General features: G+C 37.1%; 12 protein-coding genes. 5 read left to right on the top strand and 7 right to left on the bottom strand.

Annotated elements, in window-relative coordinates; genetic code table 11:
• Positions 1-14 precede the first annotated feature (14 nt).
• Positions 15-1109 (top strand): redox-regulated ATPase YchF, encoded by a 1095-nt coding sequence (gene ychF / locus RSA43_01060; GenBank protein MEG2495877.1) that lies wholly within the window; start codon positions 15-17, stop codon positions 1107-1109.
• On the opposite strand, the gene RSA43_01055 is transcribed toward ychF, so the two are convergent.
• From RSA43_01055 to rpsA, 6 genes are all read right to left on the bottom strand, one after another.
• Entirely contained in the window at positions 1098-1997 is a 900-nt protein-coding gene (locus tag RSA43_01055; GenBank protein MEG2495876.1) for a bifunctional riboflavin kinase/FAD synthetase, read from the bottom strand. The two genes, ychF and RSA43_01055, sit on opposite strands and share 12 nt — an antisense overlap.
• Positions 1981-2694 (bottom strand): tRNA pseudouridine(55) synthase TruB, encoded by a 714-nt coding sequence (gene truB / locus RSA43_01050; GenBank protein ID MEG2495875.1) that lies wholly within the window; start codon positions 2692-2694, stop codon positions 1981-1983. Before truB ends, RSA43_01055 begins: the two co-directional genes overlap by 17 nt.
• Positions 2691-3080: a 30S ribosome-binding factor RbfA gene (gene rbfA, locus RSA43_01045; GenBank protein MEG2495874.1), complete on the bottom strand. Its 390-nt coding sequence runs from the start codon at positions 3078-3080 to the stop codon at positions 2691-2693. Before rbfA ends, truB begins: the two co-directional genes overlap by 4 nt.
• Before the next feature lie 28 nt (positions 3081-3108).
• A complete protein-coding gene (gene infB, locus RSA43_01040; protein ID MEG2495873.1) occupies positions 3109-5811 on the bottom strand; it encodes a translation initiation factor IF-2 in 2703 nt (900 codons plus the stop codon).
• Entirely contained in the window at positions 5783-7087 is a 1305-nt protein-coding gene (gene nusA, locus RSA43_01035) for a transcription termination factor NusA (GenBank protein ID MEG2495872.1), read from the bottom strand. Before nusA ends, infB begins: the two co-directional genes overlap by 29 nt.
• An 86-nt stretch (positions 7088-7173) precedes the next feature.
• On the bottom strand, positions 7174-8919 hold the full coding sequence (rpsA, locus tag RSA43_01030; GenBank protein MEG2495871.1) for a 30S ribosomal protein S1: 1746 nt from the start codon (positions 8917-8919) through the stop codon (positions 7174-7176).
• 193 nt (positions 8920-9112) lie between these two features.
• Between rpsA and trxB the strand changes: the two genes are divergently transcribed.
• Positions 9113-10042: a thioredoxin-disulfide reductase gene (trxB, locus tag RSA43_01025; protein ID MEG2495870.1), complete on the top strand. Its 930-nt coding sequence runs from the start codon at positions 9113-9115 to the stop codon at positions 10040-10042.
• Between the two features lie 18 nt (positions 10043-10060).
• On the opposite strand, the gene acpS is transcribed toward trxB, so the two are convergent.
• Entirely contained in the window at positions 10061-10459 is a 399-nt protein-coding gene (gene acpS, locus RSA43_01020; protein MEG2495869.1) for a holo-ACP synthase, read from the bottom strand.
• 486 nt (positions 10460-10945) lie between these two features.
• Between acpS and lgt the strand changes: the two genes are divergently transcribed.
• The 3 genes from lgt (at position 10946) to RSA43_01005 (ending at position 15761) form a co-directional block, all read left to right on the top strand.
• Positions 10946-11884, top strand: coding sequence for a prolipoprotein diacylglyceryl transferase (gene lgt, locus RSA43_01015; protein ID MEG2495868.1), 939 nt, complete (start codon positions 10946-10948; stop codon positions 11882-11884).
• Between the two features lie 89 nt (positions 11885-11973).
• On the top strand, positions 11974-14388 hold the full coding sequence (gene yidC, locus RSA43_01010; GenBank protein MEG2495867.1) for a membrane protein insertase YidC: 2415 nt from the start codon (positions 11974-11976) through the stop codon (positions 14386-14388).
• Positions 14389-14438: 50 nt separating this feature from the next.
• Positions 14439-15761: a DnaA/Hda family protein gene (locus RSA43_01005; protein MEG2495866.1), complete on the top strand. Its 1323-nt coding sequence runs from the start codon at positions 14439-14441 to the stop codon at positions 15759-15761.
• Positions 15762-15770: the final 9 nt, after the last annotated feature.

Here is a 15770-nt window from a genome sequence, read left to right as displayed (position 1 = left end):
GTAAAGTTATCGATATGGGATACTTGGAATGCGGGATAGTCGGTCTTCCCAACGTAGGGAAGTCAAGTTTGTTTAATGCCTTGACGGGTGCTGCCGTGCCTTCTTCAAACTACCCTTTTTGTACTATTGAACCTAACATCGGGGTCGTACCGGTTGCTGACGAGAGATTAGGTGAGTTAGCGAAATTAGTCGGCAGTAAAAACGTTATCTATAGTGATGTAAAATTCGTTGATATAGCCGGATTGGTTAAAGGTGCCTCTAAAGGTGAGGGATTGGGTAATAAATTTTTGTCCCATATCAGAGAAACTGCTGCTATCGCTCACGTAGTTCGATGTTTTGAAGGTTCTAAGATTACTCATGTATCAGGAAAAGTAGAGCCTGTTTCTGATATCGAAACCATAAATATCGAGTTGATTTTATCGGATCTCAATTCGGCCTTGGGTATTCATTCTCGATTGGAAAAATTATCCAAAAGTAAGAAAGATTTATTACCGGTCTTACGTTTAATGGAAGGAATTATTACTCATTTAGAAGCAGGAAAATTATTGAATTCTCTTAAATTCAACTCAGCAGAGTCAGAGCTTCTTAAGCCGTATCCTTTTTTGACGGATAAACCGATGTTATACTTGGCTAATGTAGATGAAAACGCGCTTCCTTTGATGGATAATGCTTATGTCCGAGAAGTAAAAGAGTATGCCGATAGTCAAGGGTGTCCGGTAGTTCCTATCTGTGCTCGTTTTGAGGAAGAAATTTCGGAATTGCCTACCGAAGAAAGGAATGAATTTTTTACGAGCGCAGGTTTACAAGAGTCCGGATTAAATCGATTAGTTAGACAGGTTTTTGATCTTTTAGGATTAATTTCCTATTTTACCGCAGGTCCTGAAGAAAGTCGTTCGTGGACTATTAAAAAAGGAAGCACGGCAGTAACAGCAGCCGGAGCGATACATACGGACATTCAAAAGGGATTTATTAGAGCTGAGGTCATTTCTTTTAATGATATCATGCGGTGTGGGGGACGAGCCGAGGCTCGAGTTCAAGGATTATTACGGGCGGAAGGTAGAGATTATATCGTTTGTGACGGAGACGTTATTTTGTTTTTACATAAGTGAGTAAAAATATTCTTTAACCGACAGGACATCATTTTTTATCGCATCCGATAATTCCAAGATCGATTTAAATTTACGTTCTTCTCTTATAAATCGTTTAAATCTTACGGTCATTTGTTTACCATAGAGACACTTGTCGAAATCAAAAATGTATGTCTCCAGTAATTTTGAGTTTCTTTGAAAAGTAGGAGAAATTCCGATATGAATCGTCCCTTTTAATATCGGCTCTCCTTCAATAATTATTTCTCCGGCATAAACCCCGTTGGGAGGGGTGCATATATTCATTGGGTTTATATTTGCAGTAGGATAGCCGATAATCGTTCCTTGAGCTCGACCTTTGATTACGGTTCCTGATATGGAATAATCGCGTCCGAGAAAAGTTTTAGCCAATTCCAAATCTCCTGACATAATGGCAACTCTAATGGCTCTGCTTGAAATAACCTGGTTGTTTGCAAGTATTGCCGGAACAGCGACGACATCAAAATTTAAATCTTTTCCGAGAAGGCGTAAATAGGGAAGATCGCCTAATCCGTCTTTTCCTATTCTTGTATCATGACCGATTATCAATTTAGTAAAAGGAATTAATTTTTTTATCGCAAATAGAAACAGATCCGGAGATAAATCGGATAATTCTTTAGAAAAGGGTAATAAAAGAATTTTCGTTTTAGGGGCATAGAATTTGATGAGAGAAATCTTTTCGTGAAAAGTTGTCAACAAGGAGATCGTGGTCCTATTTAAGATTTCTTTTGGATGCTTTGAAAAAGTAACTAGGTAAGAGTTATCGGCACTGTCCGAAAGTGTTTGCAAAAGGGATCTATGACCTCTATGAACACCGTCAAAAAAACCTATAGTTAAAGCAACCGTTTCTTGACTCTTAGAATGTTTCTCCATCCGGCAATGATCTCAAATATGGAGTAACGTCGAAATCGGGAATATTTAGTAAATTACCGTCAATACAATCTTTTATGCAAAAATTTCCGCTTTTTAATCGCTTTAATTCTTTAAGATGAGCACCGCATCCCAAAACAATTCCGATTTCATGAGCCAAACTTCTGATATAGGTTCCTTTGGTGCAACTGACCCTAAATCGAATTTCGGGATACATATAAGACACACAATCAATATTTATATTTACGGAAGAGGGTTTTCTATCAATAATCTCTCCTTTTCGAGCATATGTATACAACTTTCGACCGTTAATTTTCTTTGCCGAAAACATAGGAGGGATCTGCTGGATTTCTCCTTGAAACAGTGCTATGGCCTCATCGATCTCTTGTTGTGAAGGAATTTTTTTTGACGTACCTACTATTTTTCCGTCGCAATCATAAGAATCGGTTGTCATTCCAAGTTGAGCTACTGCAAAATACTCTTTATCTTGAAATAAAAGCTCATTAGATATACGAGTATACTTACGACCTATGAGCATAACCATAACACCTGTAGCAAAAGGATCTAAGGTTCCGGCATGTCCTATTTTCTTAATCTTCGTAATCTTTGTAAGTGCTCGAATAAGACTGAAGGAAGTACGTCCTTGCGGCTTATCTATCAATAGAAGACCTTCTTTAAGTTCGGTAACTGTATGCATCATTCGATATTGAATTCATGATTGTTGTTTCGTTCTTCCTGACGAATTTTCCATAATAAGTTTTCGATTTTATCTTGTTTGGAAAATATTTCATCAAGATAGAAAACCAAGTTAGGAAAATATCTTAAATTAACTTGTTTGGATGCTTTACACGCTATAAATCCGCATGAACTTTTCAATGCTTCCAAGGTTTCTTCTTTAGAATTTTCTCCTGACATAATCGATACAAAAATTCGAGCCGTCTGTAAATCTTTAGAAGTTTCAACTCTCGTAATTGTAATGGATTTATTGGATATTTTAGGATGTTCAACTTCTTTTAGAATAACGGAGGCAATCGCTTCTCTAATAAGAGAATTCACCCTTTGCATTCTACGACTATCTTCCGTCATTAATTTCCTCCTCTCCAGATTTCATATCTTAGAGTTTTTGGGGATGATAAACTATTTCATAACATTGTATTAGGTCTCCTATTTCTGCAAGAGACGATCCTTTATCATCTAGAAGAATCCCGCACTCAAGACCTTTCCTGACTTCTTTGACATCCTCTTTAACTTTTCTTAAAGAAGAAATGCCGCCTCTCCATATAATCTCATTATTTCTAATCAACTTAGATTTAGCATTACGTGTAATCAATCCGTCAATAACCAAACATCCGCAAATGGCCCCGACTTGTGAAGACTTAAAGACGGCCTTTATTTCGGCTATCCCAAGTTCTTTTTCTTCTGCAATAGGATCCAAAATAGACTGCATTAAATTAGTTACTTCATCGATTGCATGGTAAATAATAGTGTGTAAGAAAATTTTGACACCGCAATTTTTCGATAAAGACTCTGCATGTGACTCTATAGCAGTGTGTAGTCCGATAATAATGGCTTTTGAAGCACTTGCTAGCCTAATATCGGATTCTGATATTTCTCCAATTCCAGCCGAAACGATTTCAATGGAAACTTTATCGGATTTAATTTTATTGAGAGAATTCAAAAGTGCTTCAACCGAACCTTGAACATCTGCCTTAACGATTAATCGTAGATTCTTTTTGTTTTGCAACATAGTTTCAAAGGTTTTTCTTTGTTGTTGCATAGCGTAACGTTGTTGACCTGCAATACGAGCCTCAACAATATCCCGGGCTTCTCTTTCATTTTTAACGACAACAAAAGAATCTCCGGCTTTCGGCATTCCGGATAAACCGGTGATCAAAACCGGAGTGGAAGGAGCTGCTTCCTTAACAGCCTTGCCGTTTTCGTCATGCATAGTTTTTATTCTTCCGGAAACATCATTCAAAACCAAAGCATCTCCTAATCTGAGAGTTCCGTTTTGAATTAAAACCGTTGCTATATAACCGAATCCTTTGTGTAATTCGGATTCGATAACAATACCCCTAGCTCTCACGTTAGGGTTGGCCTTTAATTCAAGAACTTCGGCTTGTAAAGCCAATGTTTCCAAAAGCTCGTCTAAACCTTTTCCGAGTTTTGCTGAAATCGATACCGTGCAAATAGTTCCTCCCCAAGCTTCAGGAAGTAAGTTGTTGTCAGCTAGTTGCCTATAAACTTTCTCTAAATCATAACCGGGTTTATCACTTTTATTAACAGCAACTACTACGGAAAGATTTGAATTTTTTGCATGCGTAATAGCTTCTATAGTTTGTTCTTTGATTCCTTCGTCTCCGGCAACAACTAAAACGACAATATCGCAAACTTCAGCACCTCTTGCTCTCATAGCAAAAAATGCTTCATGTCCCGGTGTATCGAGAATGGAAATAATGCCATGGTTTGTGGAACAACGAAACGCACCGATATGTTGAGTGATGGCTCCAACCTCTTGAGAAGCTATATTAGTCTTTCTTAGAGCATCTACAAGAGTCGTTTTGCCGTGATCTACGTGTCCCATAAAAGCTATTACGGGAGGTCTCGCCCTCAAATCTTCAGAATTCGTCTGAATAATCTCTTCTTTAACCGTATTAGAAACAATTCTAATCCGATCTTTTTCCGTATTGTCGATCGACACCTGACATCCAAACTCGGAACCTATAAATTGAACCGTTGTTTCGTCTCCGATAAGATCGTTAATTACATAAATCAAGCCGTGAATAAACATTCTCTGAACAATTTCCGAAGCTTTAAGCTTCATTTCGACAGCTAAATCCTTAACGGTAATCGGAAGCATGATCTTGATATGCGAAGGTCTTTGAATAGCAATTTCTTCTTGAGTCTTCTTAACTTTAACGGGTCTCTTTTTTCTCCAACGGTCGTCATCGGAATTTTCGTTTAAACCTAATCGATCACGACCAGTAAAACTTTTTACATTGTCACCCGATTTTTTCTGCGCATTACGAAAATCGTGAAAATCATTTCTGCCTTTCTTTACACCGTCTCTTTTAATCGGAGAGAAAGTCGAAGGCTTAGTGACGGAGTCCGTCTTAGTAGTGGTTTTGTTATTACTTTCTTCCGATCTTGTTTTTGAACCTGCATTTCGATTTCTATCGTTTATAAAAGGGGACTTATTTTCGGTTCCCGCTTCATTGGTCCTGGGTTTTTTATTATCCCTATTGAACGAAGAAGGTGTTAGTAACTGTTTTACGTGTCGTCCTGTAGGGCCAAAAGTAGTATTCAATCTAACGACGGGAGGAGGCGTTGTCTCCTTAGTTTCTTGTTTTTCTACAGTAGTAACACACGATTTTTCATTGTCTAAATAATCATGATTATGAGTTTCGAGCTGTACTTCTTTTGTAGTTTCCACGTAGGATTCGGTATCGAGAATATCAACTGCAATTGAGTCTTCAGAAGCGATCGCTGTCGATATACTCATCGAACCGTCTTCTTGTGTAGGCGAATACGTGGCTTCATCGAAAGCGTTCGTCGCTAAAGGTTGTTCTGTTTCAGACACCGGAACGAACGAAGAATGGGATTTTGCCCTAATTCTTCGGGGTTTATCGGTCTGTTGCCCCGTTAATCCACCTAAAGGCTCGGAAATGGAAACAGTCTCTTTAATCTTAATTTCATTAGCCTCGATAATCTCTTCTTTAGATTTCTTACTTTTGGCTAATTTTTCTTTTAATTTATCAAGACCGGCAGCTTTAGCTAACTGCGAGTTTTTAATTTTCAGCTTCAAATTTTTTGTCAATTTTGCTCTCTCCGTATTTGCTAACCTGCTCAAGTATTTTGTAAGCAAGCTCGATACTAATCCCAGGAACCGAAGCGAGATCATTGACACTAGCCAATAATACTTTTCTTAACGTGTCATATCCCGACTGAACAAGGTTTTGAACTACTAACTTACTAATGTTTTCTATTTCTAAAGGTAGATCCAGACTTGGATCATCAAGCTCAGCTAATTGCGATCTCTGAATTTCCAATAATTTATTGTATTCACTCGTTCTTTGAATTTCGAGCTCATGTTCAATCAGTTGCGTAATCAATCTGGCATTAACACCTTTTTTACCTATCACAGTAGCGTAATCGGAATCGTTAACGACAATAGAAATAACCTTATCGTCAGGGTAAACGACCATTTTTTGAATTTCAATGGGTTGTAACAAATTATATAAAAGATCTGTAGGACTAGACGAGTAGGTAACGATATCTATCTTTTCATCATTCAGTTCTCGAATGATATTCTTAACTCGGACTCCTCTTACTCCAACGAAACATCCAACCGGATCTGTTTTAGGATCTATAGACGATACCGCCATCTTAGTTCGATATCCTGCTTCTCTGGCTATTTTTACGATTTCCACGACATGGTCTTCAAGTTCGGGAACCTCTTGTATAAACAGCTGCTTGACGAATTCCGGATGAGATCTACTCAAAATAACTTCCGCATGCCCGTCTTCGGCATCCTGAACCTCATATAAAAGAGCGCAGATTTTGTCACCGGGTTTGTATTTTTCGGTTTTAGGATAACAACGTGAAGGAAGAATTGCTTCGACTTTCCCAAGATCAATAATTAAATTGGAACCTCGAGAAAATCGTTTAATAACTCCCGTAACGATCTCGTTAACACGATCTCTATAGACTTCGTAAATAACGTCCCTTTCGGCATTGCGTAATTTTTGTCCTATGATTTGTCGAGCGGCCTGAGCAGCTATTCTTCCGAAGTTTTCCGAAGTAAAAGGAACATCTATGTATTGACCGATCTCACAATCCGGGTCGTACTCTCTAGCATTCTCAAGAGAAATTTCCCATGCAGGATCCTCACAGATATCGACAATTTCTTTTTCACAAAAAACTTCGATGTCTCCCGTTCTTGAATTAACCGTGACGGAAATGTTAGCATCCTCCTTGATTGTCTTCTTGGCTGCAATTTTAAGAGCCGTTTCAATAGCTTCGACAACAATGGAACGTTTGATTCCTTTCTCCCTTTCCATGTATTCAAAAATAGCTATAAGATCTTTATTCATTTATTACTCCACAACAACAAAACATAAGCATTTCAATCAAGGAAAACCATTGATTTAATAGATTCCCGACTTAAAAAACAGACAACCTATTTTTTTCTCTTTCCCCTGGTTGAGTCAACCATAGAATCGGGATCTTTAATGACTATATCGTCTTGATTCACTTGGTGTTTATCAATCAAATATTCTTTAACTGAAAGAGAGACTTTTTTGTGCTCCGGATCGAGTTTGATAACTTTAGCACTAACGGTATCTCCGACAGAAACAACATCCTCTACTTTCGAAAAGGCTTGATCTGAAAGTTCCGTAACATGAATTAATCCTTCAATACCGTTTTGCAATTCGACGAAAGCCCCAAAAGCAGTTGTTTTAGTAATAATGCCTTTAACAATAGTGCCGTAAGGTATCATTTTCTCAATTTCTTCCCACGGATTGGAAGTTAATTGTTTAACTCCTAAAGTGATCTTTTTGCTCTCTTTATCAACGGATAAAATTACGGCTTGGACTTTCTCGCCTTTTTTAAATAATTCCGAAGGATGAGCAACTTTTTTTATCCAACTCATATCGGAAATATGAATTAATCCCTCTATCCCTGGCTCTAATTCGACAAAAGCTCCGTAATTCGTAAGATTTTTTATCCCAGCTTTAACACTAAGACCTATAGGATATTTGGCTTCAACGTCATCCCAAGGGTTTTTTTCGGTTTGCTTAAGGCCTAAAGAAATTTTTCCTTCATCTTTCTGAATAGACAGAACAACAGCTTCGACTTCGTCGCCTTTGTTAACGACTTCGCTAGGATCGATGATGTTTTTAACCCAAGACATCTCGGAAACGTGAATCAAGCCTTCTATTCCGTCTTCGATTTCTATAAACGCTCCATAAGGAAGCAGCTTAACGATCTTACCGGAAACTCTTTTTCCTGGAGGATAACGCCTCTCGATATCTTCCCAAGGATTAGGTTCTTTTTGTTTTAGTCCCAGAGCCACTCGACCCTTTTCTTTATCGACGCTTAAAATCACTACTTCCAGTTCTTGATTCAGTTCAACCATTTCGGAAGGATGTTTAATTCTTTTCCAAGTCATATCGGTTATGTGCAACAAACCGTCTATTCCATCTAAGTCTAAGAAGACACCGAAATCCGTTATGTTCTTAACGACACCGATTTTTTTCTCGCCGATAACAATCTGTTCAATAATTTCGGCTTTTTTAGAAATTCTTTCGGCTTCCAAAAGTTCTCTTCTAGAAACCACGACATTGCGTCTTTCGATATTGATTTTCAGAATTTTAAATTCGCATACCTTGCCGACGTAGTCATCCAAATTTTTAATTTTCTTATTATCGATTTGGGATCCAGGAAGAAAGGCTTCCATTCCGATGTCTACCATCAAACCGCCTTTAACCTTCCGCATAATTTGCCCTTTAACAATAGAACCTTCTTCGCAATTGACTAAGATGTATTCCCACTGTCTTTGTCTGGCAGCTTTCTCTCTGGAAAGAACGACCTTTCCTTCTTCATCTTCTGCTTGATCAAGATAAACTTCGACCTCAGCCCCCACTTCGAGTCCCTCTGAGGAGTTGACAAATTCAGCCATCGGAATAACTCCTTCGGATTTCAATCCTACGTCAACAACGATAAAATCCTTGCTAATGTCAACGATCGTGCCTCTAAGAATGGCTCCAGGAAGAATTTCCTCTACAGATTCCTTTGTATTCTCCTTCTTTATGCCATGAGAAGAGTATAAAAGATTTTTGAATTCCTTGGCGTCCTGTTCAAGGTAATCTATGTTATCAAAATTCTTTTTGGCCATCCATGTATATTCGGCTTGTTTGGGCATTTATTGTTATTCTCCTAAGACTACAAAAACTCAAATGGACAGTGTAAATATAAACCTCAAAAAAGGCAAGAATTGACATTGATGACTGGATAATAAGTTTTTTTTTCTATCGATTTGCTTCATAAAAAGTGGTTGACGAAGGTATTTTATTATCATATTTTCTCTGGTTTTATTTAAATTTTTAGGTCGGTTTATGCATGCCCAAGTGATAGTTATAGGTTCCGGTCCTGCGGCTTGTACTGCCGGTATTTACTCAGGAAGGGCAGGGTTGAAAGTTTTGCTTTTAGAGGGATTTTTATCGGGGACTCCGGGAGGGCAATTGATGACGACTACCGAAATAGAAAATTTTCCAGGATTTTTAAGTATACAAGGACCCGATTTGATGCACTCCATGAGAGCACAGGTGATGAAATCGGGAGTTGAAATTCTAACTCAAGACGTAACTGGAGTGGATTTATCACTAAAACCTTTTTTGGTGTTTTCGGGTTCGGTGGAATATACTGCTGATGTTATTATAATAGCGACGGGAGCCAGTGCTAAAAAATTGCCTATCCCAGGAGCTGGTGAAGGCGAATTTTGGCAAAAAGGGGTTACGGCTTGTGCCGTTTGTGACGGAGCAGCCCCTATTTTTCGTAATAAAAATTTGTTTGTTATAGGCGGAGGGGATGCCGCCGTTGAAGAGGCTTTATTCTTAACGCGTTATGCTTCTAAGGTTTATCTTGTTCATAGAAGAGATGTTTTAAGAGCTTCCAAAGCGATGAGTGATAAAATTAAAACACATGATAAAGTTGAAATTCTCTGGAATAGTGAAATCATTCGAATTTCTGGTAAGAAATTTGTTGAAAACGTCGTATTAAAAAATAATTTAACTGGTAAAGAAATTTCAATGGAAGCAGGAGGAGTTTTTTTTGCGGTAGGCCATACTCCAAACGTCGATTTCCTTAAAGGACAACTTCGTTTGGATGAAAGCGGATATATTTTAACAGAGAAAGGTTCTACTCATACTTCTGTGAAAGGAGTATTTGCTGCAGGGGATGTTCAAGACAAGATATACCGACAAGCCATTGTGGCTGCCGGATCCGGTTGCATGGCCGCTTTAGATGCTGAAAAAATGTTTTATTAAGTATTGTTTTTTTATGAGTTAAAAAATAGCGGACATGAAAATTGCCGTGGCAGTGGCATGAGTATCGCAGTGGCTTATTGATAGAAGAAATCTTATGGTTCCGTAATGTTTTATGACTCCAGAGGATGGTTTGACGATGGGCTTCCCGCTGATGTCTTTGGTAATTTCAATATCTTTCCAAGAAATAATTTTATTTATTCCAGTGCCTATAGATTTAGTGACGGCTTCTTTTGCTGCGAATCTTGCAGCAAGATAAGGGAAAGGGTTTTTAAAAGAGAAACAGTAGTTTTGTTCATCATGTGTAAAAATTCTTTCCAAAAATCGTTGACCGTGCTTTTCAAAGGCATTTTTGATTCTTTTAATTTCTATGATGTCAGTCCCTATGCCCATAACGGAATCAAATTTTCGATTGTTCATTAGATGTTTAACTAATTAAAATTGTCTTAATTTTTTAAAATAATTTATTCCGGCAATAAATAGCCCACTTCCGACGGCGGTCTTAAGAAAGTAGAAGAAATATTCTCCGCCTAACTTTTTTCTTAGAAAGATTGATGATAAACTGATTACCGAATAAACGAGAATTTTTTTTATTTCAAAAATTTCTTTCAAATAGTTTCTTTTAGAAAAAGTTTTTGAAAATTTTTCCGCGGCATAAATTTGTTTTAAAACGATTTTTTTAAAGATGAATATATACTTTGCGGTTCCGATTGATATTGCTATTAGAAAAAGTCCCCCTAAAGGTAAAAGACGGATAGGAAATTTTTCGTAATTTAAAATTCCGATTAGCGTATTTTTAAATAAAAAAATGCTGCTTGATATCCATAAAATTCCTGGAATAACGGTAATAATTGGGGGTCGTTGATTCATTGATGAATTAATTACTTTCGAGGTGGTTATTAGGTTATGGATTTTTTCTTTTTTATCTATTATTATTTGATTGATAAATTATCTTCTTTAGGGGTCGTTGTGTTTTATTGGAATTTTTCCAGGTCTTTAATTGAATTTGATGTTTTCGGAACTCATGTTAATATGAGTTGGTACGGATTGTTTTTCTCTCTAGGTTTTTTTAGCAGTGCTTTTTCCGTTATGTTTTTGCTTAAAAACCGATTGTTGAGTCACATTGATTCAAATTTTGAGTTGAATTGCTCGATTATAGACCGATTTTTGGAAAAATTTTTATTTTTCCTGGTTATTGCTGTTGTTTTAGGAGCGAGATTAGGCTACGTTTTATTTTACGGTCTTCCTTATTACTTAAAAAATTTTTCATCCGTTTTTAAAATTTGGGAGGGAGGCTTGTCCAGTCATGGGGGAATTTTAGGCTTTTTTTTCTTTGTAGCTATGCTTGTACGAACACAGAAGGATAAGATTCGCGGCTTAGGTTTTTTTCTTATTACGGACATTGCCTCAGCCACTTTCGGATTTACCGCTTTTATGATTCGATTGGGTAATTTGTTTAATCGCGAAATACTCGGAAAACCTACTGATATGCCATGGGGAATCGTATTTTTGGATTCATTCGACGGTTCTTCCAGCCTTCCACTGCATCCCGTACAACTTTATGAGGGATTAAGTTATTTAATCACATCTATTGCTTTTTTGATTTTTTTATTATTAAATCCTAAGCGGGTTGGGAACGGTTGTCTCACCGGTATGGCATGTATGGCAGTTTCCGCAATCCGATTCGGTTTAGAGTTTTTTAAAAGCCATCAAGGCATAATGCTAAGTAGTTCCAGTCCTATATCTATGGGGCAATTGTTATCACTGCCTTTGTTTTTATTCGGGGCATTCATTTTTGCTCGGAGCTTTTTTATTGAGAGAAGATCGGCTGGAGATAAGGTTTGAAGAGATCTCTTTTCTTATTTTGGATATAAATATCGTCTGTGTTACCGTTGTCCTCTGGGATTTAACTACGTTTTATATGAGTTCTTTTTATGAATAAACGTCTCTTATTGTTTATTGCCTTAATAAGTGTTTCTTTTTTTGGTTTTCAAGTATTTCTAGGTTATAAAGATCTGGCATTTTATAAGAATCTTGCCAAAAGTCAAAAAATAATTTCCGATGATATAGCCTCGTCAATTTTAGGTTTGTCTCTCATTGACTGTGAAGAACGATTTTTCGATAAGGGTATTGCCAAACATCAAGGGGTTCAATTTTCAAATGACTCCTTATTTTTATTGTCCAAACACAAAAAATTAGAAACGGTTATTTATGGTGAGGAAGGACAAAAATGGTATTTTAAAGATACTTATGTTCTTCCTAATGGACTGAATGTTTCTTTATACAAAAATTCTGATTCTACTGTTTCCGAACAAGGAAGCAAAGTTTTCCTTCCGTCCGGGCCGGGATCTTTACCTATTTTAGCTGTTGAGTTCAGAAACAAAAAGGAACCTTTTCTGTTCAAAGGAGAGTATGTTGGAGGACACATTGTTAACCGAGATTTTGAAGTTCTGGGCACTTGTTTGGTTTTCTGGCAATCCGGAAGAGAATATGTTCCTTTCGGAGTTTATGAGCCTACCGAAAAAAGAATGTTCTCGGTTGATTTACCTATCAATCGTGCCGTAACGGTTAGTGGTGAGTTTACGGATTCTCAAGAAGAAGCAAACGCGTATTACGTCTTGCAAAATAACTATCTACAGCTTGTTTTTTCCGAAACAACAGGGTCGCTGGAAGGTGTTAATTTACCCTTTTTTAATGAGGAAAATCAGAATAGCGTTGTCAATGAAATCAATTTTGATAGACAGATTGAAGAATCTTCTCCGAGAAATGCATCTTTTCCGGGCTTTCCTTTTTATTTTTCGGGAAGTCGTAATATTAACCGGAATCAACAAATTGGTGGATACTATCCTTTATTACGTAGAGGAGTTTTATCAGCCCCGGATCAAGGAATTCCTAATCGATATCAGGCCTTGCATATAGTTGGATCCAGATTATCCGAAAACCCGTTCAGTGATTTTAGAGTATCGGAATTTTCCGATAAACATGTTGTTTTTCAAAGTTTAGACAAAAAAGTTTCGAAAAGATTCGTTTTGCCTCAAGATGAAGCTTCTGCTCCTTATTGTTTTGATCTTTATATTGAGTTGTCCGGAACAACAGGAGCTTCCGATCTTTGGATTACTTCAGGTATTCCTGAAGTTGAGTTATTGTCCAATGCTTTTGTGCCAACGATTAAAACATACTCTTTAACAAATAAATCAAAGGGTATTCTTTCTAAAGAGAAGCTTCCGAAAATAAAGCATCCCGTATTATCGGGATCCAGCCATCCTTTTTGGGTTGCTAATTCGAACGGTTATTTCAGTGTTATACTCACGGATTTAACTGAGAATGCTTTTGATAGTTACAAAATCGTAATGATTCCGGGAGAAACCGTTCCGACACGACTTTCTCTTATAGATCCAAGGAATGACCCTTATCCTGCATCCAAATATCCGGGTTATGAGGTAGTTTTACCGCTAACTTTTGATAAGAAGAATACTCAAAAGTTACGAATTTACGCTGGTCCTTTAGAGGAAGCGGTTTTAAATACTGTGGATGCAACTTTTACGAATACTAATACTACAACGGGACTTAACCCTAATTACGTTTCTTGCCTAACCTTCAGAGGTATTTTTGCATTTGTATCGGAGCCTTTTGCAAGACTTTTGTTTTTGGTTATGAAATTCTTTTATTTTATGACTCACTCCTGGGGCATAGCTATTATTCTTCTTACCGTGTTTTTGAAATTAGTACTCTATCCGCTTAACGCATGGTCGATTAAATCTATGAGGAGAATGCAAATACTATCTCCGTATATCCAAGAAATCCAAAAAAAATATAAGAAAGAACCTAAAAGAGCTCAAGCCGAGATAATGGAATTGTACAAAACGAATAAAGTTAACCCTTTAACCGGTTGCTTTCCCGTTCTTATACAGATTCCGTTTCTTATAGCTATGTTTGATTTATTGAAGTCATCATTTTTGCTTAGAGGGGCTGCTTTTATTCCTGGATGGATTGATAATTTGGCAGCTCCGGATGTTCTTGTTTCTTGGAAGACTCCAATTTTCTTCATAGGTAATCAACTGCATCTTCTTCCTATTCTTTTAGGTGTCGTCATGTTTATGCAACAAAAAATTTCAGCCGGAAAACGAGCTGAAACCAATCCGACAGAACAACAGCGTCAGCAGCAGGTTATGGGAACGATGATGACTGTGTTGTTCACCGTTATGTTTTATAAATTTCCTTCGGGATTGAATTTATACTGGTTGTCTTCAATGTTACTTGGCGTTTTGCAACAATGGTTAACAAACAAAATTTTAGATAAAAAACACCTTAAGAATGAAATCATATTAGGGAAAATTTCGAAAAAGTAGTCTTGAATTTATCGACTTGTTAACAGCTAAAGGGAAACGGATGATGCATTATGCGAGCCTGGAATGAATTTCTTTTAAAACAAGAGAGAGAAATAGGTAGAGAGACCGTTAATAAGTGGCTACGTCCTTTACGAGTCGTTTGTTTTGATGCTTGTAATCTTTATTTAGAAGCGGCCGAATCTTTTGCTTATTCTTGGTTTGAAGAGCATATGCGTCATAAGGTTGATAGGGAGTTTTTTAACAACAACGGAAAACGCATTAAGGTGCATCTTTCGCTTTTCAAATTGCCTTTAGTAAACTCTCCGGAAGTGAAAGAATCTTTAGAAGCGGAAGCTTCTCGTCCTATATTTTTTCGCCTACATACTGATTCTTTATCAAAAAATTTTACTTTTGACAATTTTCGAATTAACCAAGGCAATGAATTGGCCTATAAGCTACTCAAAGATGCCGTTAATTTCGAAGATGCTTTTAATCCAGTGTATTTATTCGGTCTTCCCGGCAGCGGAAAAACTCATTTGTTAATAGCTACTGCACGTAGACTTATTGCTGAAGGAAAAAAGATAGTCTATAGTAAAGCCGATACTTTTACTTACAATGTTGTGAGTGCCATAAGAAACGGTGAAATGCAAAAGTTTCGTTCTGTGTGTCGTAAAGCGGACGCCTTATTCATCGATGACATAGATCATTTAAGCGGTAAAGCCGCAACTCAGGAAGAGTTTTTTCATACTTTTAATTCTTTACATATCGAAGGTAAATTAATTTGCCTCGCATCCAGAATGAATCCTCAGGAGTTAAAGGGAATAGAAGATCGACTGGTCAGTCGTTTTGAATGGGGGATTGTCGTCTCCATACAACCTTTAAAGGATATTGATTTAAGAGAGTTTTTTATTGAACGATTGAAAGAAAAATCAATTTTTCCTTCGGAAGTAATAATTACGTTTTTATGTAAGTTTTTTTACGGTGACATGAAACGTGCTGTCGAACTTGTTAATGAAATACCAAAGAGGCTTAAGGGAAAAGAAAAATATTGTACTTTTGAGAAATTACAGGAAATTTTTAAAGATTTTTTAGATATCCTTCGAAAAAACAAATTGACTCCAGCTACGATTATTACCGTTGTAGCCCAGTATTATGGAATCAGAATAGAGGATGTTCTAAGTAAATCTCAGTCTAGGGAAAATGTGGTGCCGCGTCAGGTAGCCATGCATTTGTGCAGGGAGTATTTGGCCATGCCTTACATTAAGATAGGAGATATTTTTTTAAGAGATCATTCCACGGTTATGTCTGCCGTCAAGCATATCAAAGAAGAGCTGGAATCAGGAAATAGAAATCTCATAAGTGCTTTAAATTTAATAGGAAAATCTTTAGCCTAATCCTAATTG

This window comes from Victivallaceae bacterium (genome assembly GCA_036659455.1).
Taxonomy (GTDB): domain Bacteria; phylum Chlamydiota; class Chlamydiia; order Chlamydiales; family Chlamydiaceae; genus JAVXCN01.
The sequence above is the reverse complement of the archived record's forward strand: the minus strand, read 5'-3'. Positions and strand labels throughout refer to the sequence as shown.